The sequence below is a fragment of the Xanthomonas cannabis genome (assembly GCF_040616535.1).
GTDB lineage: Bacteria > Pseudomonadota > Gammaproteobacteria > Xanthomonadales > Xanthomonadaceae > Xanthomonas > Xanthomonas cannabis.
Genome location: NZ_CP136580.1, coordinates 873,252 through 894,247, shown reverse-complemented (window position 1 = coordinate 894,247; position 20,996 = coordinate 873,252). Strand labels below are relative to the sequence as shown.

At 66.0% G+C, this 20,996-nt stretch carries 14 protein-coding genes; 4 read left to right on the top strand and 10 right to left on the bottom strand.

Annotated elements, in window-relative coordinates:
- Positions 1-86: 86 nt before the first annotated feature.
- Together lptG and lptF are read right to left on the bottom strand one after the other, a co-directional pair.
- The gene (gene lptG, locus RZV17_RS03735) at positions 87-1,193 is read right to left on the bottom strand and encodes an LPS export ABC transporter permease LptG (RefSeq protein WP_355607346.1); all 1,107 of its coding nucleotides are present in this window, start codon (positions 1,191-1,193) and stop codon (positions 87-89) included.
- Positions 1,190-2,272, bottom strand: a complete 1,083-nt coding sequence (gene lptF, locus RZV17_RS03730) for an LPS export ABC transporter permease LptF (protein WP_166743866.1) — start codon at positions 2,270-2,272, stop codon at positions 1,190-1,192. Before lptF ends, lptG begins: the two co-directional genes overlap by 4 nt.
- Positions 2,273-2,379: 107 nt before the next feature.
- On the opposite strand from lptF, the gene RZV17_RS03725 reads away from it, so the two are divergent.
- The 4 genes from RZV17_RS03725 to RZV17_RS03710 all read left to right on the top strand — a co-directional run bounded on the left by RZV17_RS03725 (position 2,380) and on the right by RZV17_RS03710 (position 9,138).
- Positions 2,380-3,861, top strand: a complete 1,482-nt coding sequence (locus RZV17_RS03725) for a leucyl aminopeptidase (RefSeq protein WP_355607343.1) — start codon at positions 2,380-2,382, stop codon at positions 3,859-3,861.
- A 114-nt stretch (positions 3,862-3,975) separates the two neighbouring features.
- Positions 3,976-4,401 (top strand): DNA polymerase III subunit chi, encoded by a 426-nt coding sequence (locus tag RZV17_RS03720; protein WP_047697096.1) that lies wholly within the window; start codon positions 3,976-3,978, stop codon positions 4,399-4,401.
- Positions 4,402-4,608: 207 nt separating this feature from the next.
- Positions 4,609-7,443: a valine--tRNA ligase gene (locus tag RZV17_RS03715; protein WP_355607340.1), complete on the top strand. Its 2,835-nt coding sequence runs from the start codon at positions 4,609-4,611 to the stop codon at positions 7,441-7,443.
- A gap of 429 nt (positions 7,444-7,872) precedes the next feature.
- Positions 7,873-9,138 carry a multifunctional CCA addition/repair protein gene (locus RZV17_RS03710; protein ID WP_355607337.1) on the top strand — a complete coding sequence of 422 codons (1,266 nt, stop codon included), beginning with the start codon at positions 7,873-7,875 and terminating at the stop codon, positions 9,136-9,138.
- A gap of 236 nt (positions 9,139-9,374) precedes the next feature.
- Here RZV17_RS03710 and RZV17_RS03705 read toward each other — a convergent pair whose 3' ends face one another.
- The 8 genes from RZV17_RS03705 to gspN form a co-directional block, all read right to left on the bottom strand.
- Complete coding sequence (locus RZV17_RS03705) at positions 9,375-11,939, bottom strand: TonB-dependent receptor (RefSeq protein ID WP_355607334.1); 2,565 nt, start codon at positions 11,937-11,939, stop codon at positions 9,375-9,377.
- Positions 11,940-12,849: 910 nt separating this feature from the next.
- Positions 12,850-14,217: a S41 family peptidase gene (locus tag RZV17_RS03700; protein ID WP_355607331.1), complete on the bottom strand. Its 1,368-nt coding sequence runs from the start codon at positions 14,215-14,217 to the stop codon at positions 12,850-12,852.
- 339 nt (positions 14,218-14,556) lie between these two features.
- Positions 14,557-15,711: an N-acetylglucosamine-6-phosphate deacetylase gene (nagA, locus tag RZV17_RS03695; protein WP_355607328.1), complete on the bottom strand. Its 1,155-nt coding sequence runs from the start codon at positions 15,709-15,711 to the stop codon at positions 14,557-14,559.
- A 2-nt stretch (positions 15,712-15,713) separates the two neighbouring features.
- Positions 15,714-16,742, bottom strand: coding sequence for an SIS domain-containing protein (locus RZV17_RS03690; protein WP_355607325.1), 1,029 nt, complete (start codon positions 16,740-16,742; stop codon positions 15,714-15,716).
- Positions 16,743-16,748: 6 nt separating this feature from the next.
- Positions 16,749-17,816 (bottom strand): LacI family DNA-binding transcriptional regulator, encoded by a 1,068-nt coding sequence (locus RZV17_RS03685; RefSeq protein WP_166743860.1) that lies wholly within the window; start codon positions 17,814-17,816, stop codon positions 16,749-16,751.
- A 40-nt stretch (positions 17,817-17,856) separates the two neighbouring features.
- The gene (locus tag RZV17_RS03680; RefSeq protein WP_355607321.1) at positions 17,857-19,131 is read right to left on the bottom strand and encodes a sugar MFS transporter; all 1,275 of its coding nucleotides are present in this window, start codon (positions 19,129-19,131) and stop codon (positions 17,857-17,859) included.
- A 43-nt stretch (positions 19,132-19,174) separates the two neighbouring features.
- The gene (locus RZV17_RS03675; protein WP_355609163.1) at positions 19,175-19,897 is read right to left on the bottom strand and encodes a GntR family transcriptional regulator; all 723 of its coding nucleotides are present in this window, start codon (positions 19,895-19,897) and stop codon (positions 19,175-19,177) included.
- A 386-nt stretch (positions 19,898-20,283) separates the two neighbouring features.
- Positions 20,284-20,982: a type II secretion system protein N gene (gene gspN / locus RZV17_RS03670; protein ID WP_184440100.1), complete on the bottom strand. Its 699-nt coding sequence runs from the start codon at positions 20,980-20,982 to the stop codon at positions 20,284-20,286.
- Positions 20,983-20,996: the final 14 nt, after the last annotated feature.

The following is a 20,996-nucleotide window of genomic DNA, read 5'->3' as shown; positions in this document are numbered from 1 at the left end:
CGGATCCCACAGATAATGCAGTACCTCGCTGACCGCCTGCGCAAGCGCACGTCGGTCGGCATCGGGCAAGGCCTGCGCTGCGCGGCTCAACTACTGCGTCGCCTAAACAACCACACCGACACCCCCAGCATCACCATCGGCGGCAATGCGTAGGCGATGCGGTAGTCCAGCTTGAGCGCGCCGGCCATGCGACCGAAGAACAGCTGCAGCAGCCAGAATCCCAGTGCAAACAGGATGCCCAGGAACAGGCGTTTGCCCAGACCACCGCTGCGCAGCGAGCCGAACGAAAACGGGATGGCCGCCATGCACAGCGCCAGCACATTGAGCGGGTAGAACCAGCGACTCCAGTACTGGTCTTCGTAATCGCGCGCATCCAGGCCGTTGCGGCGCCGGTACTCGATGCTCTGCTGCAGTTCGTGGGCCGAAAGATTGCGCGGCTTGGCCAGTCCGGCCGCCAGCGCCGCAGGACTCAGCTGCGACTGCCAGGGCAGTTCCGGGAAGGTTTCGCGCTGCACCGAGCGTTCCTGGAAGGTATCGCGGCGCACCTGGTGCAAGGTCCAGCGGCCGTCACGGTGCTCGGCCACCGCTGCGTAGGTCAGCTGCTGCATGCGGCCGTTGGCATCCAGGTGATACAGGCGCACGTCGTGCAGGGCCAGCGCGGTACCGCCGCCCTCGAGCAGCTTTTCTTCGCCGCTGAGTGCATTGAGGAAGGTGTCGCCCTCGCGCGCCCATAGCCCCGAGTAGCGCGCCATTGCCATGTTGCTGTTGTAGCGCGCGCTGGTCTTGAGCGTGTCGGCCTGGTTCTGGGCCCATGGCCCGATCGTCTCGCCACTGATCACCATGCCTGCGGTCAGCAGCGCCATTGCGGCCACCACCGAGGCGGACATGCGCTTGCGCGACACGCCCAGCGCACGCAGCGCGGTCAATTCCGAGGTTGCCGCCAACTGGCCCAGGCCCATCAGGGCGCCGATGACGGCGGCGGTGGGGAACAAGGTGTAAGCCCGGCGCGGCACGGTATAGGCCACATAGGCCACCGCATGCCCGAAGCTGTAGCTGCCCTGCCCGATGCTCTTGGCTTCGCTGGCAAACGCATTGACCAGGTCCAGGCCCAACAGCACCGCCCAGGTCAGCAGCACGGTGAACAACACCACCCGACCGACATACCAATCGTGGACCCGCGGCATCAGCCTCATGCGCGCACCCTCGGCCGACGCACGCGGCCATCGCGCGCATATGCCCAGATCGCCACGCCCAGCAGCGGCAGGGTCAGCCACCACAGGCCCAGCGCGGCCGGGGTCTTGCCGTTGGCGATCCACTGGGTGCCGACGATCATCAGATTGGTGCCGACCATGTAAGCCAGGAACGCGAGCATGATCCGGCCATAGCGCTGCTGGCGCGGCGCGCTGCGCGACAGCGGCAGGGTCAGCAGGGCAAAGGCCAGCGCCAGCAGCGGCGGCGCCAGACGCTCGTGCAGCTGCGCACGCGCGGCCGGGCGTTCATCGCTGAGCAATTGGGTGGTCCACATCACTTCCGGGTCGTTGGCATCGTGCACCTGGGTGCGGTCGGGCAGCGCCACGTCGTTGCTGGCGAACTTCATCAAGCGGTAGTCCAGGGTGGCGCCTGCGGCCGGGCCCTCGATGCGGTAGCCGTCTTCCAGGCGCAGGTAGCGGTCGGTCTTGCCTTCGAAGAACATCGCCCCGCGTTGCGCGGTGACCACATCGATGCGGTCGTCCTTCTGGCGCTGCAGGAACACCTTGCCCAGGCCCTTGCCGTCGGCCGAAATCGTGGTCAGGTAGACCACGCCGCCGCCGGACAGCGGGGTGAACTTGCCCGACTCCAGGCCGGCCATCAGCACGCTGCGGTTGGCGTCTTCCAGCATGGTCTCGGCGGTGCGGCTGGCCCAGGGGCCCAACCACAGCGAACACAGCCCGATGATGGCCACCACCGGCACCACCAGCATCAGCATCGGCCGCAACATGCGCTTTGGGCCCACGCCAATGGCGGTGATGACGGCCATTTCTGAATCGCGGTACAGCCGCGCCAGCGCCAACAACAGGCCCAGCATCAGCGCCAGCGGCAGGATGATGGGCAGGTAGGCCACGAACTGCAGGCCCACCTGCGACAGCAGCAAGCGAGCGGGGATGCGGCCGTCGGCGATATTGCCGAGGATATCCACCAGCACACCGCCGACGCTGACGACCAGCAGCACGATCAAGGTGGCCAGGAAGCTCTGGGTGAAATCGCTAAGCAGGTATCGATCGAGCTTCGGCATGGGGTGGGCTTGTTTTAAACTCTCGGATTCGTTCGCGGCGCCGCCAGCCTAGTCCGGTTGGCGTAAACAGCCCGCGATTGTACGGATTTGCCTACGGAATCTGATCAATGGCCCTGCAATTCACCCTGAACCAAGACGCGCCGGCAAGCGCTGCCGTCGACTGCATCGTGGTTGGCGTGTTCGCCGACAAGACCCTTTCGCCTGCCGCCCAGGCGCTGGACAGCGCCAGCCAGGGCCGTCTGAGCGCCCTGGTGGCACGCGGCGACGTGACCGGCAAGACCGGCAGCACCACGCTGGTCCATGACCTGCCGGGCGTCAGCGCCCCGCGCGTGCTGGTGGTGGGGCTGGGCGAAGCCGGCAAGTTCGGCGTGGCGCCCTACCTGAAGGCCATCGGCGATGCGACCCGTGCGCTGAAGACCGGCGCGGTGGGCACCGCCCTGCTCACCCTGACCGAGCTGACCGTCAAGGCCCGCGATGCAGCCTGGAACATCCGCCAGGCGGTGACCGTCAGCGACCACGCGGCCTACCGCTACACCGCCACCCTGGGCAAGAAGAAGGTCGATGAGAGCGGCCTGAGCACCCTGGCCATCGCCGGCGACGACGCCCGCGCATTGGCCGTGGGCGTGGCCACCGCCGAGGGCGTGGAGTTCGCCCGCGAGCTGGGCAACCTGCCGCCGAACTACTGCACCCCGGCCTACCTGGCCGACACCGCGGCCGCGTTTGCCGGCAGGTTCCCCGGCGCCGAGGCCGAGATCCTGGACGAGGCGCAGATGGAAGCGCTGGGCATGGGCTCGCTGCTGTCGGTGGCGCGCGGCTCGGCCAACCGCCCGCGCCTGATCGTGCTGAAGTGGAACGGCGGCGGCGACGCGCGCCCGTATGTGCTGGTCGGCAAGGGCATCACCTTCGACACCGGCGGCGTCAACCTCAAGACGCAGGGCGGCATCGAGGAAATGAAGTACGACATGTGCGGTGGCGCCAACGTCATCGGCACCTTCGTGGCCACGGTCAAGGCCGAGCTGCCGATCAACCTGGTGGTGGTGGTGCCGGCGGTCGAGAACGCCATCGACGGCAATGCGTACCGCCCGTCGGACGTGATCACCAGCATGTCCGGCAAGACCATCGAGGTCGGCAACACCGACGCCGAAGGCCGCCTGATCCTGTGCGATGCGCTGACCTACGCCGAACGCTTCAACCCCGAAGCGCTGGTGGACGTGGCCACGCTGACCGGCGCCTGCATGGTGGCACTGGGCCACCAGACCGCCGGCCTGATGAGCAAGCACGACGACCTGGCCAACGAATTGCTGGCCGCCGGCGAGCACGTGTTCGACCGCGCCTGGCGCCTGCCGCTGTGGGACGAATACCAGGGCCTGCTGGACTCCACCTTTGCCGACGTCTACAACATCGGCGGCCGCTGGGGCGGCGCGATCACGGCGGGTTGCTTCCTGTCGCGCTTCACCGAAAACCAGCGCTGGGCGCACCTGGACATCGCCGGCGTGGCCAGCGACGAAGGCAAGCGCGGCATGGCCACCGGCCGCCCGGTCGGGCTGCTGACGCAGTGGTTGCTGGACCGCGCCGAAGGTGGGAATTGAGAATCGGGAATCGGGAATTGTGAAAGCCCCTCATCCTCAAGCAACGCCGCGACCTCGGAGGTCACGGCGCTGCTGTGCCCAGTCCCAATTCCCCTCTCCCGATTCCCTGCCCTGATGCCCCGTGCCGACTTCTATCTGATCGCCAAGCCGCGCTTCCTCAACGAACCGCTGCGGCTGGTCTGCGAGCTGGCGCGCAAGGCCAACGACGCCAACCTGCCCACGCTGATCCTGGCCCGCGACGCGGCGCAGGCCGAAGCGCTGGACGACCTGCTGTGGGCGTTCGATGACGAGGCCTATGTGCCGCACCAGATCGCCGGCACCGACGAGGAAGACGAACTGGCGCCGGTGCTGATCGCCGCGCCCGAATTCGCCGCACCCTCGCGCCCGCTGGTGATCAACCTGCGCGACGACCCGTACCTGGGCGCCTGCGACCGCGTGCTGGAAGTGGTCCCCGCCGACCCCGCCGCCCGCGAACCGCTGCGCGAACGCTGGAAGCAGTACAAGGCCCTGGGCCTGGAACTGACCAAGTACGACATGTGAGTGGGGCTGGGATTGGGGAGTTGGGATTGGGGATTCGTCAAAGCAGATTGCTGCGCGCCCCGAGGCTACATCCAACGACCAATCCAACGCGGCCGATGTTCGCTCCACAGCACCAACACTGACGTTAACGAGTGGATGGCCAGTGATTCTCGCCGGCCCCATGACGCAACCAATCCCGACTCCCGATTCCCGAATCCCAGCCCCTCTATGACCACCCTCGCCTCCAGCTACGATCCCGCTTCCTTCGAATCGCGCCTGTATGCGCAGTGGGAGGCGGCTGGCTATTTCGTGCCGTCCGGCAAGGGCGAGCCGTACACCGTGTTGCTGCCGCCGCCCAATGTCACCGGCACGCTGCACATGGGCCATGCGTTTCAGCAGACGCTGATGGATGCGCTGGTGCGCTATCACCGCATGCGCGGCTACGACACGCTGTGGCAGGTGGGCACCGACCATGCCGGCATTGCCACCGAGATGGTGGTGTCGCGCAATCTGGCGCTGGAAGGCAACGGTGAAACGCGCGACTCGCTGGGGCGCGAAGGGTTCATCGCCAAGGTGTGGGAATGGAAGGCCGAATCCGGCGACACCATCGAGCGCCAGATGCGCCGTTTGGGGACCTCCAGCGATTGGTCGCGCAGCACCTTCACCATGGATCCGCAGCCGTCGGCGGCGGTCAACGAAGCGTTCGTGCGCTGGTACGAGCAGGGCCTGATCTATCGCGGCCAGCGCCTGGTCAATTGGGATCCGGTGCTGAAGACCGCCATCTCCGATCTGGAAGTGGAAAACGTCGAAGAAGACGGGTTCCTGTGGTCGATCCGTTACCCGTTGGCCGATGGCGTGAGCTACGAACACGTCGAGCACGATGCCGATGGCGTCGAGACCCTGCGCGAAACCCGCGACTACTTGGTGGTGGCCACCACGCGCCCGGAAACCATGCTGGGCGACACCGCGGTGATGGTGCACCCGGACGATGCGCGCTATGCCAGCCTGCACAGCGCACGCATCGTGCTGCCGCTCACTGGCCGCCAGGTGCCGGTGATCACCGACGATTACGTGGACCGCGCGTTCGGCACCGGCGTGGTCAAGGTCACGCCTGCGCATGATTTCAACGACTATGCGGTGGGTGTGCGGCATGACTTGCCGTTGATCAACCTATTCACCGTTACCGCGACCATCAACGACAACGCGCCGGAGCGTTATCGCGGGCTGGATCGTTACGACGCGCGCAAGCTGGTGCTGTCCGAGCTGGAAGACCTCGGCATCCTGGTGGAAACCAAGCCGCACAAGCTGCAGGTGCCGCGCGGCGATCGCACCGGCCAGGTGATCGAGCCCTATCTCACCGACCAATGGTTCGTGAAGATGGACGCGCTGGCCAAGCGCGGCCTGGAGCTGGTCGAAAGCGGCCAGGTCAAGTTCGTGCCGCCGAACTGGATCAACACCTATCGCCATTGGATGGAGAACATCCAGGATTGGTGCATCAGCCGTCAGCTGTGGTGGGGCCACCGCATTCCGGCGTGGTTCGACGATGCCGGCAAGTATTACGTCGGCCACGACGAAGCCGAGGTGCGTGCGACGCATGGCCTGGGCGCAGAGATCGCGTTGCATCAGGACAGCGATGTGCTGGAAACCTGGTTCTCATCGCAGCTGTGGCCGTTTTCCACGCTGGGCTGGCCGGAGGCGGCCGCGATGGCCGAACGCGGCTTCGAACGCTATCTGCCCTCCAGCGTGCTGGTCACCGGTTTCGACATCATCTTCTTCTGGGTGGCGCGCATGATCATGGCCACCGACAGCTTCACCGGCCAGGTGCCGTTCCGCGATGTCTACATCACCGGCCTGATCCGCGATGCGCAAGGCCAGAAGATGTCCAAGTCCAAGGGCAACGTGCTCGACCCGCTGGACATCATCGACGGCATCAGCATCGAAGCGCTGGTTGCCAAGCGCACGCATGGCTTGATGCAACCGCGCATGGCCGAAAAGATCGAAAAAGCCACGCGCAAGGAATTTCCGGACGGCATCATCGCCCATGGTGCAGATGCGCTGCGCTTCACCATCGCCGCGCTGGCCACCCACGGCCGCGACATCAAGTTCGACCTGGGGCGCGCCGAAGGCTACAAAAACTTCTGCAACAAGTTGTGGAATGCCACGCGCTTCGTGCTGATGAACACCGAAGGCGCACGCTTCAACGGCGTGCCGCAGCCGCGTACCGAAGCGGAGAAGTGGATCCTGGCGCGGCTGGACAAGGTCACCGCCGAAACGCATGCGCATTACGCCAACTATCGCTTCGACCTGCTCGCGCAGTCGCTGTACGAGTTCGCCTGGAACGCGTTCTGCGACTGGTTCGTGGAACTGGCCAAGCCTGCGCTCAACGGCGAGGACGCCGCGGATGCGACCAGCACCCGCCACACCCTGCTCTACGTGCTCGATGCGTTGCTGCGTTTGCTGCACCCGCTGACCCCGTTCGTCACCGAAGAGCTGTGGCAGCAGGCTGCACCGCGCCTGGGCATCACCGCTGCAACGATCTCACTGCAGGCCTTCCCGCAGGTCGGCGATGTGGACACCAGCAGCTACGCCAGCGCAGACGCCGATGTCGAATGGCTGAAGTCGATGGTGTCGGCATTGCGCCGCGTGCGCAGCGAATTGAACGTGCCGCCCTCCAAGCAGGTGCGCCTGCTGCTGCAGGCCGGCACCGCCGAGGACCGCCCGCGCGTTGCCCGCTTCGCCTCGCAGCTGTCGTTCCTGCTCAAACTGGAGACGATCGACTGGCTGGACGCCGGCCAGGACACGCCACCGGCCGCCACCGCCATCGTCGGCGAGCTCACCTTGCTGGTGCCGCTGGAAGGCCTGGTCGACATGGAAGCCGAGCGCACCCGCCTGGACAAGGAGATCAAGCGCGTGGAAGGCGAGATCGGCAAGTGCAAGGGCAAGCTCGGCAATGCCACCTTCGTGCAGAACGCGCCCGCCGCCGTGGTGGAGCAGGAACGTGCCCGCCTGAACGACTGGACCGTGCAGTTGACGGGCCTGCGGGAACAGCGCGCCAAGATCTGACGCAGCGGATCGTCTCGGTGCGTTGCAACTGCACGGCCACGCATCCGTGCAAGCGGCACCGATGCGACGGCAACACCGGGCCGGGCACTGGGCGGATCGCTCAGAGCGATGAATGCACGCACTGCTTGGTGGTGCACCGACCATCGTGACTGGCCTTTGGCCGCCCACCGTCGCGGGACCTTCTGCGGCATGGATGCCGCAGAAGAGCCTCCATGGACGGATTCACGGCGTGTCCCGCGATGGTGGGCGGCCAAGGGCCCTGCAGCCAAGGCGCAGACCAGACGCCTGGCGCATCATCCATCCGCAGCAATCGCTTGCAGACACCGATATCTACGCGATGCTCCCGCCGGGCACCACACCCAAGCAAAACCCGCCAGCGCTGGCCGCACCTTGTTTCGACGCATACGCCGCATCGGGCATCATGTGGCGATGAAGATCTATCTCGTTGGCGGCGCCGTCCGCGATGCATTGCTTGGCCAGCCGCCCGGCGACCGCGACTGGGTGGTGGTGGGCGCCGATCAGGCGCACATGCAGGCACAGGGCTTCAAACCGGTGGGCAAGGACTTCCCGGTCTTCCTGCATCCGCGTAGCGGCGAGGAATATGCCCTGGCGCGCACAGAGCGCAAGTCCGGACGCGGCTACCGCGGCTTCGTGGTGGATGCCGATCCATCGGTGACTCTGGAAGAAGATCTGCTGCGGCGCGACTTCACCATCAACGCCATCGCACGCGACGAAGACAGCGGCGAGCTGGTGGACCCGTACGGCGGTGCGCGCGACCTGCAGGCACGGGTACTGCGGCATGTAGGCCCGGCCTTCGTCGAAGACCCGGTGCGGGTATTGCGTGCCGCGCGCTTCATGGCGCGACTGGCGCCACTGGGTTTCAGCCTCGCCCCGGAAACCGCGGCGCTGATGCGCGAGATGGCGGCCAGCGGCGAGCTGGACGCCCTGGTGCCCGAGCGCGTGTGGCAGGAACTGCGCCGTGCACTGACCTGCGCCCGGCCCTCGGCGTTTCTGCGCACGCTGCATGAAACGCATGCGCTACGCGTGATCCTGCCGGAGATCGACGCACTGTACGGCGTGCCGCAACGTGCCGAGTTTCATCCGGAAGTGGACACCGGCGTGCATCAGGAAATGGTCAGCGACATGGCCGCGCGGCTGGCGCCCGGCGATGCGCTGATCGGCTTTGCCGCATTGACGCACGATCTGGGCAAGGCGCTGACACCGCCGGACCAATGGCCGCGCCACGTCATGCACGAACAGCGCGGGGTCGCGCCGCTGCAGGCGCTGTGCGAACGCCTCAAGGTACCGCAGGACTATCGTCAGCTTGCGGTCACCGCCTGCCGCGAGCATCTCAACGTGCATCGCCTGGCGGAACTGCGCGATCGCACGGTGCACGAGTTGCTGGTGCGCTGCGACGGGTTCCGGCGGCCCGAACGCATCGCGCAACTGGCGCTGGTGTGCGAGGCCGACAAGCGCGGCAGGCTGGGCAGCGCCGACATGCCTTACCCGCAAGGGGCCGAACTCACACGCCTGCACGCTGCTGCCCTGGCGATCAATGCACGCGACCTGGCAGCCGAAGGCCTGCAAGGCCCGCAGGTCGGCGAAGCACTGGCCAGGGCACGCATCGCCGCGATTGCTGCCGCGCGCGGCGCCGACAGACACGGCGGCGGCACGGAGTCTGTTGCCGCACCTTGATCGGGCGCTGCGGCGCATCAGGGATCTGGCTGCACTCGGCGGCACAGCCGTGCAGTGCCGGGCGGCTGCGCAACGTGACTGCGTGACTGTGTGGTTGCAGTAGCGCAGCGGCCTTGCCGGGCTGCGCCATCGCTGGTGTGTCACTGGCTTTTGATCACGCGATGAGCCGGCCGTGACCTGCGCTCTGTGCGGCACCGATGCTGGAGCGACTGCTACGTGCAGCCGCCCCGTCTCCATCACATCTTGAAATTCAGGCTCAGCATGAACGAGCGGCCGTTCTTGTAGATGTAGTACGGCTGGTTCTTGTTGCCGATATAGCTGTAGTAGGTTTCATCCAGCAGGTTGGTGGCCTCCAGCGCCACGCGTAGCCGCTCGGTGGCCTGGTAACCGAACGAGGCATCCACCTGGGTAAACGCATCGGTCATCTGCTGGCCGTTGAGCCGGCCGATCTGGGTGAAGTATTCCGAACGCCAGCCCAGGTTGACCCGCGCGCTCCATTTGCCCTGCTCGTAATACGGGCTGATGTTGTAGGCGTTGCGCGAGTTGTACGGCAGGCTGTAATCGCCATCGGTGTTGGAATCGGAGTACGTGTAGTTGGCCACCACACCGAAGCCGTTGCCGAAGTTGTGCTGCAGGTTGAGCGCCACGCCCTGCACCTTGGCATCGCCGGCATTGGTCGGCACCGAGGTCTGGTACGTGCTCGACCCACCGGTGGCGTTGTTGAAGAACACCCGGTCCTGCACCGTGGTCAGGATGTAGTTGGAGATATCGCGCGAGAAGAATTCGCCACTGAGCAGGCTGCTGTCGGAGAAGTACCACTCGACCGAAGCGCCCAGATTGGTCGATTCGTACGGGCTCAGGCCGGGATTGCCGGTGGACGCCGTCAGCGTGGTGTCGTCGGTGGCAACATACGGAGTCATGTTGGTATAGCGCGGCCGCGCAATGACCTTGGAGGCGGCAAAGCGCAGCAGCAGATCGTCGCGCAGGTCGTAGGCGATGTTGAAGGACGGCAACCATTTGCCGTAGCTGCTGAGAAAGTTGACCGGTGTGTAGCTGCCGCCCGGTGCGTAGCTGAAACCATCGGTGGAGTCGCGCGTATGCACGTAGCGCACGCCGATATTGCCGCGATAGCGCGCGCCGGAGAAGTTGCCCTGCAGGAACCAGGCGCGGTTCTGTTCTTCGATGCTGTAGTTGCCGGCGTAGCTGATCGGCAACCCGTCGTCGCCTTCCAGGCCGCTGATGTACTGGCTGATGGCGCCGCGATCAATGGTGGACCAGCGCTGCATGTCGGCGCTGGTGGACAGGCCGTCCAGGTAGCTCGATGGCGTGATGCCCGGCGAGAAATCGGCCAGCGTGCTGCCATCGTTCGGTGCCCAGGTGCGGCTGTAGGACGATTGCCCGGTGGCGTGGTTGGTCAGCTTGATGCCGGTGAGGATCTGGGTGAACGGCCCCCACTCCACCGCATGGTCGAAGTCCAGCTGCAGGTAACGCTCCTTGTCGTACTGCGGGCTATGGCTGGCCGAGGCGTTGTTGAGCTGCATCGCCGCTGCGTTGGTGGGGTCGGTGCTGTAGTCCATCGCGGTGCGGCGCCCGTCGATGTTGTAGCTGTAGCCGGCCAGGTTACGGAACTGGATGCCGTAGATGCGCTCGGCACCGCCTTGTGAGCTGGTGTAGCCGACCTGGCTCGATGCATTCCAGCCATCGCCATGCCAGTCTGCACGCAGGTGGATGCTGCCGGTGGTGACATCGCTGTTGCGCAGGTAGCCATCCAGGAACGTGGTGGATTGATCGCCGAACGTCCCGGAGGTGGCCACGCCATTTTCGAAGCCCAGTGCCTGCGCATCGCCAGGGTTGGAGCCCCAGTAGCCATAGCGGCTCTGGTTGTAGTTGTCGAAGCTTTCCTTGACGTACAAACCGGTCAGATTGAGCTCGAAGTCGGCATCGGGCTTCCATTGCAGCGCCGCACTGACGCCGTCGCGCTTGCGGGTCTGCTGGAACAGCGCGGTATTGATCGAGGTGGGGAACACGCCGGTGTTGTTGCCGACCACACCCGGCGGAAACCCGGCACCGGCGACATCGTCATAGCCGAAGATCTCCACACCGTCGCGGCGCAGGACACGCTGCGAATGCATCAACGAGGTGAGCACGCCAAGTGTCTCGTCCTGGTTCTTCCAGCTGTACAGCGCCGATGCGTTGGGTTTGCCCTCCTCGGAACGGTCGTTGTAGCCGTAGCTCACCGTGCCGGTCAGCGTATTGCGCTCCAGGTCCAGCGGCTTGCGCGTGTGCACGATCACCGTGCCGCCGATGGAGCCTTCGTCGATGCGCGCTTCCGGCGTCTTGTAGACCTCCATCAGCCCCACCACTTCCGGCGCCAGCGTGCTGTAGTTGAACGAGCGGCTATCCGGGTCGTTGGGGTCGCCGCCCCAACTGGTCGACGCGATGGTCTGCCCGTTGAGCAGCACGCGGTTGAGCGCCGGATCGGTACCCAGGATGCTGACCTTTTCGCCTTCGCCGAACTGGCGATCCACGGTGATGCCGGACAGGCGCGACAACGATTCGGCCACATTGGTATCGGGGAACTTGCCGATATCCTCGGCGCTGATCGCATCCACGATCGCGTCGGCATTGCGCTTGACGTTGAGCGCCTTGCCCAGGCTGGCCTGATAGCCCACCACCTTGATTTCATCCAGGGTGGAGACCGATGGCGTCGCTGGCGCCGGGTCTTGCGTCGCCGCGGATGCGGGCTGTGGTGGTACGGGGGCCGGTGCGCTCTGCGGCTGCGCCGACGCGGGCAGCGCCATGGCCGAGCTCGCCGCCGCACCTCCGATCAACAAGGCGCGGACTGCGGTTCCCAGCGCGGCATGTTGCGGCCGACACCTGAGCGCCGCAGTGCAGGACGGCGTGCCACCCCGTCCTGCCGCTGCGGCTTGCACCGTGGTCGCGCTGCCAGGCGGGTATCCACCGCGCGGTGCGGACAAGCAGTTCTGGTGCGCCTCGGTCGGCTGCGCGCGGGGTGGGTGTCTTGCATCGGCAAACAACAGCGACAAACGGGGAAACAGCATTGCGATGACCTCATGGCGGATTCGTCAGGTCGCAACCTTGGCGGTTGCACAAGCACGCGCGATGCGCGGCACGCTGCGATCCGCACCCTGTACCGGATCGCGAGCAGGGACCTGCACTGCTGAGCGAGTGCACGTCGGATGCCAAACCGATCAGCGATCGGGCGGCACGTCGTCATTGAGGGAGCGAGCTCCTGTTCGCTGAGAACGTTATCAGCGAAGGTGCCTGCCGCACCTGGCACTGTCAACCTGCTGCCGATCGCATCCGTATTTGTGCGGAATGCACTGCATACGCTGCCGATAACGGAATGACGGCGTGATGCCGATCGCATTCTTTTCTGCAAGCCTGCAACACGCTGCGCACTGCAACGCGATGCTGCAAGGCACGGTGTCGCGCTGCGGCGATGCATTGCATCGATTGCATGCGGTGCAGGCTCAGTGGCAACGAGGCATTGCGCCGATGCCGCGTGGCAATGCCCAGCGCCAAGGGCCACACCGCGTGCCCATGACGATCGAGGAATGCACGTCGCTGTTGCGTCGGCAACGTTGGTTTACCTGCTGTGGATGCGTGTGCAGTTGCGCGCAAGTTGCCTACCCATCAGTGCAGCGCGCATTGCCTGTTCGGTCGACGCCTGCACTTCGCCTGCATACGTCACCGTGGCTGGTTGCACTGCTGCGCCCGCAGCCACTGCACGGCCGCGTTGACGGCATCGACCTGCGGATCAAGCATCTCATCCGGCTGTACGGGGCCATCAAGACGCTGCGCACTGCGATCCTGCGTAATCCTGCTGGCAATGGCGAGAACGCCGCCACCAGGCAGATCGATGGAGCTGTTTCCAGTCGTTTGACCTGCACTTGGCTGACCAAAGCTACGCGTCGCCGGGCGACCACGGAACGCGATGGCGACCATTTCGCCTGCGCTGGCCGTGCGTGGCCCGATCAACACCGCCACCGGACGCCCGGTTTGCGACGCCCCCTTGCCGTTGGCTGGCGGCACGGGCCTCGCACGCCAGGGCGTCTGCTTGCCCGCCACATCGACGAAGTAACCAAGCACCTGGTCACCCAGTAACACTCCCAGCCCATTCAACATCGGCCACATCGTGCCGCCAGTGTTCTGTCGCAGATCGATGATCCATCCGCAGCGCGCTTGCGATGCCATGCCATCAAGCGCGGCGCTGAGCGATCGTTGATAGGCGCCGTCCCCGGACGAGGTTGCCAACCCAACAAGTTCGACATAGCCCACCCCAGGCTGCAGCAGACGCGCCTGCACTGCGGGTTGCTTGGCGGCGCGCGCCTCCATCTGGCGGCGCGCCGTGGGACGTATCAGGACGCTGTGGCCATCATCGAGCTCGGCGATCAGCGCGTCGATGGCGGCGTATGCGTCGGCTTCATGCATGCGGGCGGCCTGTGCGCGTAACTGTGGCTCACGGTAGGCCCAGTCGATTCGTGTGCGCTGCAATGCATGATCGCGCATGGCCGGGATGGCGACATCGAAGATCTCGGTTGCCGATGCAGCATCAACGGTGGCACGCACCAGCAGCCGCAGGCCGGTAATCTCCAGCGCACCATCCCCACGCAGCACCATGCCAACTGCCAGGCGATGGGCTTGCAGGGGAATCTGCATTGCGATACTGCGGCTTTCCTGGGTACTGCCACTCACCGGCTCAGCCTGCGACGTTTCAAATGCCAGGACCTTGCCCTGCGCATCGACTGCGCGCATCCACAGGTTCGCCCCCTGTACGGCTCGGGAGGTGCGCAGAAGGCCGTCCAGAGCTAACGACTGACCGCGCAGCGGTATCGCGTCCAACTGTATGGCCGCCGCACCAAACGCGGCAGTGCGGTTGGCGCTGGCCGTCAGACGCAGCTGCGCTCCCTCGGCGGTCTGCACGTCGCCGTGTGCTGCATCCAGGTGGTAATCCGCGCCACCGGCAAACAGCTGCCAATTGGCTGGGGCTGCAGCAGCGCGCCCGCAGCACAGCAGGCAGAACAACAGCCACCAGCATATCCATGTGTCTTTCATCGAGTGCATCCATGTCACGAGATTGCTTCGACTTTAGCAGCGATTTCGAACACGATCGAAGCCAGGCACCGCGCGTCCCGGCGCAGCGGTTAAGCCTTCGCACGTGCGTGGTCGATGGGCAGGCACTGCAGGGCTTCGGACAGCTCTGCCTTGCCTCTGAACCGTTGGGCGTCGCTGGCCCGGATGACGGGAGATGGATCTCCACATCGATGCCGGGTACCTCTCGCTACATCCCATGCCGGATGCAGGGCCTGCCCACGGCCAGCAACCGGCGTCGGGCCTCACTGTCATCGACGGCTACACCCACAATGTGTGGGCGCAGCGGCCTGCTTGCAGCGGTCAGTCGCGCTGCCCGGCGACCCAGGTGCCGAGCACCTGTACCTCTGCGTCCACCAGCACCAGGTCGGCCTGGTAGCCCGGCGCGATGCGTCCCAGGCGGTCGCCCAGGCCGATGCATTGCGCGGGATAGGTGGATGCCATGCGTGCGGCCTCGGCCAGGTCCACGCCCAGCCATTGCACGCTGTTGCGCACGGCGGTGGCCATGTCCAAGGCGGAGCCGGCGAGTGCGCCATCGGCGTTGCGCACCACGCCGTCCACCGCAGTGATGGTTTCGCCATACAGGTCGAAGCTGGGGCTGTCGCTGCCGACCATCGGCATGGCGTCGGTGACCAGCAGCAACTTGCCGCGCGGCTTGGCCGCCAGCGCCACGCGCAGGCTGGCCGGATGCACGTGCACGCCATCGACGATGACGCCGCACCACACATTGGGGTCTTCCAGCGCCGCGCCGACTGCGTTGGGCTCGCGCCCGGCCAGTTGCGACATCGCGTTGTACACATGCGTAAAACCACTGACGCCGGCCGCAATCCCGTCGCGTGCCTGCTCGTAGGTCGCCGCGGTGTGGCCGGCGAACACGATCGCGCCGCCGGCAACGAAGGCACGGATATCGTCCAGCGGCACGCGCTCGGGCGCGAGCGTGATCAGGGTGACGCCATTGTCCAGCGAGGTGTCGACCGCAATCTCGTGCGCATCCGGCACGCGGAACTTGTGCGCGTCGTGCGTGCCCTTGCGCGCGGGGCTGAGGTACGGGCCTTCCAGATGGATGCCGAGCACACCAGGCACGCCTTGAGCGATGGCTTGACGCGTTGCATCGATCGCTTCGGCCATCACCTCGGCAGTGTCGCTGATCAACGTGGGCAGCATGCCAGTGGTGCCAAAGCGGCGATGCGCCGCGGCGATCGTGGCCAATGCCTGCGGGTCGCGTGCGTTGTTGAACAACACCCCGCCGCCGCCGTTGACCTGGATGTCGATGAAGCCCGGCAGCAGGGTGGCGCCGCCCAGATCCACGCGCGTGTGCGCCTGCGCCACGCGTGCATCATCAGCCGGCACGATCGCCTGGATCTGCGCACCGTCCAGCAATACGGCCAGGCCATCCTGCAGGCCGTCGTCGGTGAGTACGCGTGCGTTGCACAATGCCTGAGTGCGGGAAGCATCCATGTTCAAACGGTTTCCGTAACCTTGTTCAAGTGCGGCGGCAGATCGGGATTATGGCCGCGCTGCAGCGCCAGCGCATTGATCGCGCGATAGAAGCTCTGCACGGTGAGCAGCGGTGCGCAGACAGGATGCGCGGCGTCGGCCAGCGGCAGATCGCCATCGGGCGCCGCCAGCCACACCTGCGCACCGCGTGCGCGGAATTCTTCGGCCAGCGCGCGGGTGCCGGCGCCGGTTTCATCCGGCTGCGCGAACACCAGCACCGGAAAGCCCGGGCCAACCAATGCCATCGGCCCGTGCTTGACCTCGGCCGAGCTGTAGGCTTCGGCATGCAGGCCGCAGGTTTCCTTGAACTTCAGGGCCGCTTCCTGCGCCGCGCCCAGGCCCAGGCCACGGCCGAGCACGAACAGGTTATGCGCGGGCGTCAAACCGGTGGTCAGTGCCGACCAATCGGCCTGCCAGGAACTGCGCAGTTGCTGCGGCAACGCATCCACTGCCGCGAGCAGGGCCGGGTCGTTCTTCCACACGGCACCCAGCTGCAGCACCGCGGCCAGCGAGGCGAGATAGCTCTTGGTAGCGGCCACGCTTTTTTCCGGACCCGCGCCGAGCGGAATCACCACATCGGCCAGCTGCGCCAGCGGCGAATCTTCCACGTTGACCAGGGCGACCACGCGCGCGCCGGCGGCCTTGGCCGCTTCGGCATTGCGCAACAGGTCCGGGCTCTTGCCCGATTGCGAAATCACGATGTACAGCGCGCCACGCAGTTGCAGCGGCGCTGCATACACCGAGCCCACCGACGGCGACGCAGACGCGGTGACGATGCCGAGCTGGGTTTCGAACAGATACTTGGCGTAGGTGGCGGCATGATCGGAGCTGCCGCGCGCGCAGGTCACCACGAACGGTGGGGGGTTGTCGCGCAGCGACTGCGCAAGCGCGGCGATGGTGTTGGCGTTGCGCGCGAACTGTGCAGCAACCACATCGGCGGTCTGCGCCGCCTCGCGGAACATCAAGGTGTCGGTTTCGGTGGGAAGGCTCATCGTGGCTCAGGCGGATTCGGGGGGGAGGGGTTTGCCGGTGGATGCAGGCGCCGGCGCGGTGGAGCCGCGCACCACCAGTTGCGGTACGAAGCCGCGGTTCTGCAATTGCGCGGGCTGGTCGTCGTAGGCATCGCTGCGCAACTGGCTGATCAGCAAGCGTGCGGCATGCCGCGCGATGTCTTCGGTGGCCTGCTTGGCGGTGGTCAATGCCGGCCACGACTGGCGCGAAAACGGGCTGTCTTCGAAGCCGGCAATGGACAGCTGGTACGGCACGTTCATGCCGGTGGATTTGGCCGCGGCGAGCACGCCGGCAGCGATTTCGTCGTTGCTGCCGAAGATGGCCGTGGGCGGCTCGCGCAACGACAACAGCCGACGCGCACCGCGGAAGCCATCGTCGAAGGTGTAGTCGCCGGGAATCACCAGATGCTTGTCCAGGCCGATGCCGTAGTCCTTCAACGCCGCTTCGTAGCCGGCATAGCGCTCGCCGCTGGAGCGGTGCTGCGGGCCACCCCACAGAAAACCGATGCGTTGATGGCCGAGCTGGATCAGATGCTCGGTGATTTCATAGGCGGCATCGCGGTCGTCGATGTAGACGCACGGGCCATCGCCCGGATCTTCGGTGGAGGCGATGATGCGCACGCTCTTGATGCCACGCGCGGCCAGGCCGGCGAGCAGTTCCGGGCGTTCGGACATCGGCGCGGTCAACACCACGCCGGCCAGGCGCGAGCGCTGCACCCATTCGGCCAGTTCTTCGGCCAGCAGTGGCGAAGTGGAATCGCAGGGATGGATCTGCAGGCCGAAGCCGGTTTCTCGGCAGGCGGCCAGCACGCCGTTCTGGATACCGATGATGTGGTACGGGTTGGGGTTGTCGTAGACCAGGCCGATCACGAACGGCGTGCCGCTGCGCAGGTTGCGCGCGGACGGGTCGGGTTCGTAGTCGAGGTCGGCAATGGCACGCAGCACGCGTGCACGCGTGGCCTGCATCACCGAGGGCTCGTTGTTGATCACCCGCGACACGGTCTTCAACGAGACCTTGGCGCGCTCGGCGACGTCTTTGATGGTGGGCCTGCGCATGGGTGTGCCTTGTTCGTCGGAACGCATCATGCTGGCTGGTTCACTTGGCCTGGGCCGGCAGGCCCACGCGGTGACCGCGCAGCGAATAGAACAGGATGTACAGATAGCACGGCACCATCAGCGCAGCGAACACGACCTGGAAGTCGTAGTGCTGCTTGAGAATGGCGAACAACTGCGGAATGATCGCGCCGCCGGCAATGCCCATCACCAGCAGTGCCGAGCCGATTTCGGTGAAGCGGCCCAGCCCGCGAATGGCCAGCGGAAAGATCGCCGGCCACATCATCGCGTTGGCAAACCCAAGCGCAGCCACGAAGCCCACCGACACGTAGCCGTGGGTGAACAACGCGCCGAGCGAGAACAGCACACCCAGCACCGCCGACACGCTCAGGTAACGCGCCTGCGAAATGACGTTGGGGATCAGCACCAGGCCGGCGATGTAGCCCAGCAACATCGCACCCAGCGTGTAGGAGGTGAACAGCTTGGTGCTGTCCAATGGCAGATCGAAGCCGTGGCCGTAGGTGCCGATGGCATCGCCGGCCATCACTTCCACACCCACGTAGACGAACAGGCACAGCACGCCCAACCACAGGTGCGGAAACTGGAAGATGCTGGATTTCTGCACGCCGGTCGCGCCTGGCGTGGCATTGGCTTCGGAGGCCTTGAGCTCGGGCAGCGGCGAGAACAGCACGCCGATGGCCAGCACCAGCAGCACCCCGGACATCACCAGATACGGCGCGTGGATCTTTGCCGCAAACGCGGTGAGCAACTGTTCCTTGGCGGCTGGCGTGGCGCTGGCCACCTGCGCGGACAGATCCCCAATGCCATGCAGCACCAGCGAGCCGATCAGGATCGGTGCCAGGATGCCGGCGATCTTGTTGCAGATACCCATCAGGGCGATGCGGCGCGCGGCGCTTTCGATCGGCCCGAGAATGCTGATGTAGGGGTTGATCGCGGTCTGCAGCAAGGCCAGGCCGCTACCGATCACGAACAGCCCTGCCAACGCGCCGGGATACCAGCGCTGCGTGGCGAACTGACCGAAGCCGGCTGCACCCACCGCCATCACCACCAGGCTCAGCGCCAGGCCCTTCTTCATGCCGGTGCGTTTGAGAATCCACGACGAGGGCAAGGCCAGGAAGAAGTACGACAGGTAGAACACCATCAGCACCAGAAACGCGTTGACCTCGTTGAGGTCGAACGCCAGCCGCACGAAGGTGATCAGCGGCCCGTTGATCCAGGTGAAAAAGCCGATGATGAAAAACATCACGCCGACGATGGCGATCGAGACAACGGGATTTGCGGGCCTGGCGGTAGTCATGGATCGGCGGGCTCTGAGGTTGTCGTGGGGGATGCCGTCGGCGTCAGCGGCGCAGTTCGGCGACGAAATCGTAAAAGTCGTTGTGGCAATAGGTGTCGGTCAATTCGATCGCGCTGCCATCGCGGGCATAGCCCACGCGCACCACGTGCAGGATCGCCTCGCCGGTCTTCATGCGCAGGTGTTCGGCCAGCCGCGCCGGCAGATTGATCGCGCGGAAATACTGCAGCGCACGCACCACCGGCGTGCCCTGCGCGTCCAGGTAGCTATACAGCGAATCGCCGATCTGCTGCGGGTCGGCGACGATGCGTTGCGGCAGCACCGCGTGCTCATAGGCCGTGACGCGGTCGTCGGCGCTGCGCAGGCGCGTGAGCGAGGCCACCGCCGCATCCGGCGACAACCCCAGCCGCAGGATTTCTTCGCCGTGTGCCGGGCGCAGCCGCCGCTCCAGCCAGCGCGTGCCGGGTTCGTAGCCCTTGATGCGCAGCGTCTCGCTGAAGCTGGTGAGGCCACTGAGCTGATGCTGGATCTGGGTGGTGACGAAGGTGCCGGCGCCCTGCCGGCGCGACACCAGGCCTTGTTCGACCAGCACATCCACCGCCTGGCGCAGGGTCACCCGCGAGATCTGCAGGCGTTCGCACAGCTGGCGCTCGGCCGGCAGCGCCTCGCCGGCCTTCCACTGGCCGCCACGGATGGCGTCGGTGAGCTTGCCGGCCAATTGCAGGTACAGCGGGGTCGGCGCGGATGCGTCCAGCTGCAGGTCGTCCAGTCGCTTATCGGCATCCGCCTTGGCCTTGGCCATTCTTGAATCCTGCCGCCCAATTCGATAGGTCCAATATAGTACCAATCGACGCCAGCGCACCAGCCCTGCCCCTGGCTGGTCGGGTAGAGTGGTTTCGGGCCGGCGGCGGCCAGGCACCGCCGCACCTGGGGCAATGAACTGCTGGCTAGGGCATGGTGGGTCCGTGCTCTGCCTTTTCGGTGCCTGTTTCGGGATTGGCGAGCGGGACGAAGGGCGAGGCGCGGCCGTACATCGCCGCATTCGGATCAGACCAATTTCAGATCGCCAGGGGCGACCTGCCCTGCAGGTGCTGACCATGCGATTCAAAGCGTAGTGCATGGTCGGCAGCGGGATGACCCAAGCCTGCGCGTGATCTACAACTGCCCCTGATCCAGCCGTACCAGCGAGCGTTCCGGGGTCCGGGTAAAGCCGAGCAGTTGCAACCCCAGTTGCAGGGCGCTGTCGCTGCCGGGGTCGACCTGGATGCGCCACTGCCACTGGCCATCGCGCTGCAGGCGCAGCTCTGCGCCGAGCTGGACGCCTGCCGGCAGGCCATCGTCGGGCGTCAGCGTCAACACCACGGCATCGTCCACGCAGCGCGGGGTGCCGCGCAGCCGCAGGGACAGCACGCCGGCGGCCGCGCCGCCGTCGTTGGGGATCACCTGCACGGCGACGTCGCCACCGGCCTGCAGGCAGCGGCTGGCATCAAAAACCGCACGCACGGCACGCAGGTCGATCGCCAGGTCCAGCAGCTGCACGCCGCCCGGCGTACGCAGCAGCAGGCGCCCGCTGGCCTGCTCCACGCCGTGCCGTGCCCCCTGCACGGCAACCAGCTCCGCAGTGGCCGAGCGCAGCTGCACCTGGCGCTCGCCGCGCAGCAGGGGCAGCGGGCGCAGGTGCACGTCCACATCGCCCACCTCCAGCGCATTCCAGGTCACACCACGCAAGCTGCCGTTCCAGATCGAGCCCTGCGCTTCGAGTGCGGCAAACGGCAGCGTGTCGACAGGCAGCACCAGGCGCAGCGGCAAGGTGGCGATCACGCCTGCCGCCAGCAGCACACCGCTCAGCAGCATCCAGCGCACCACCC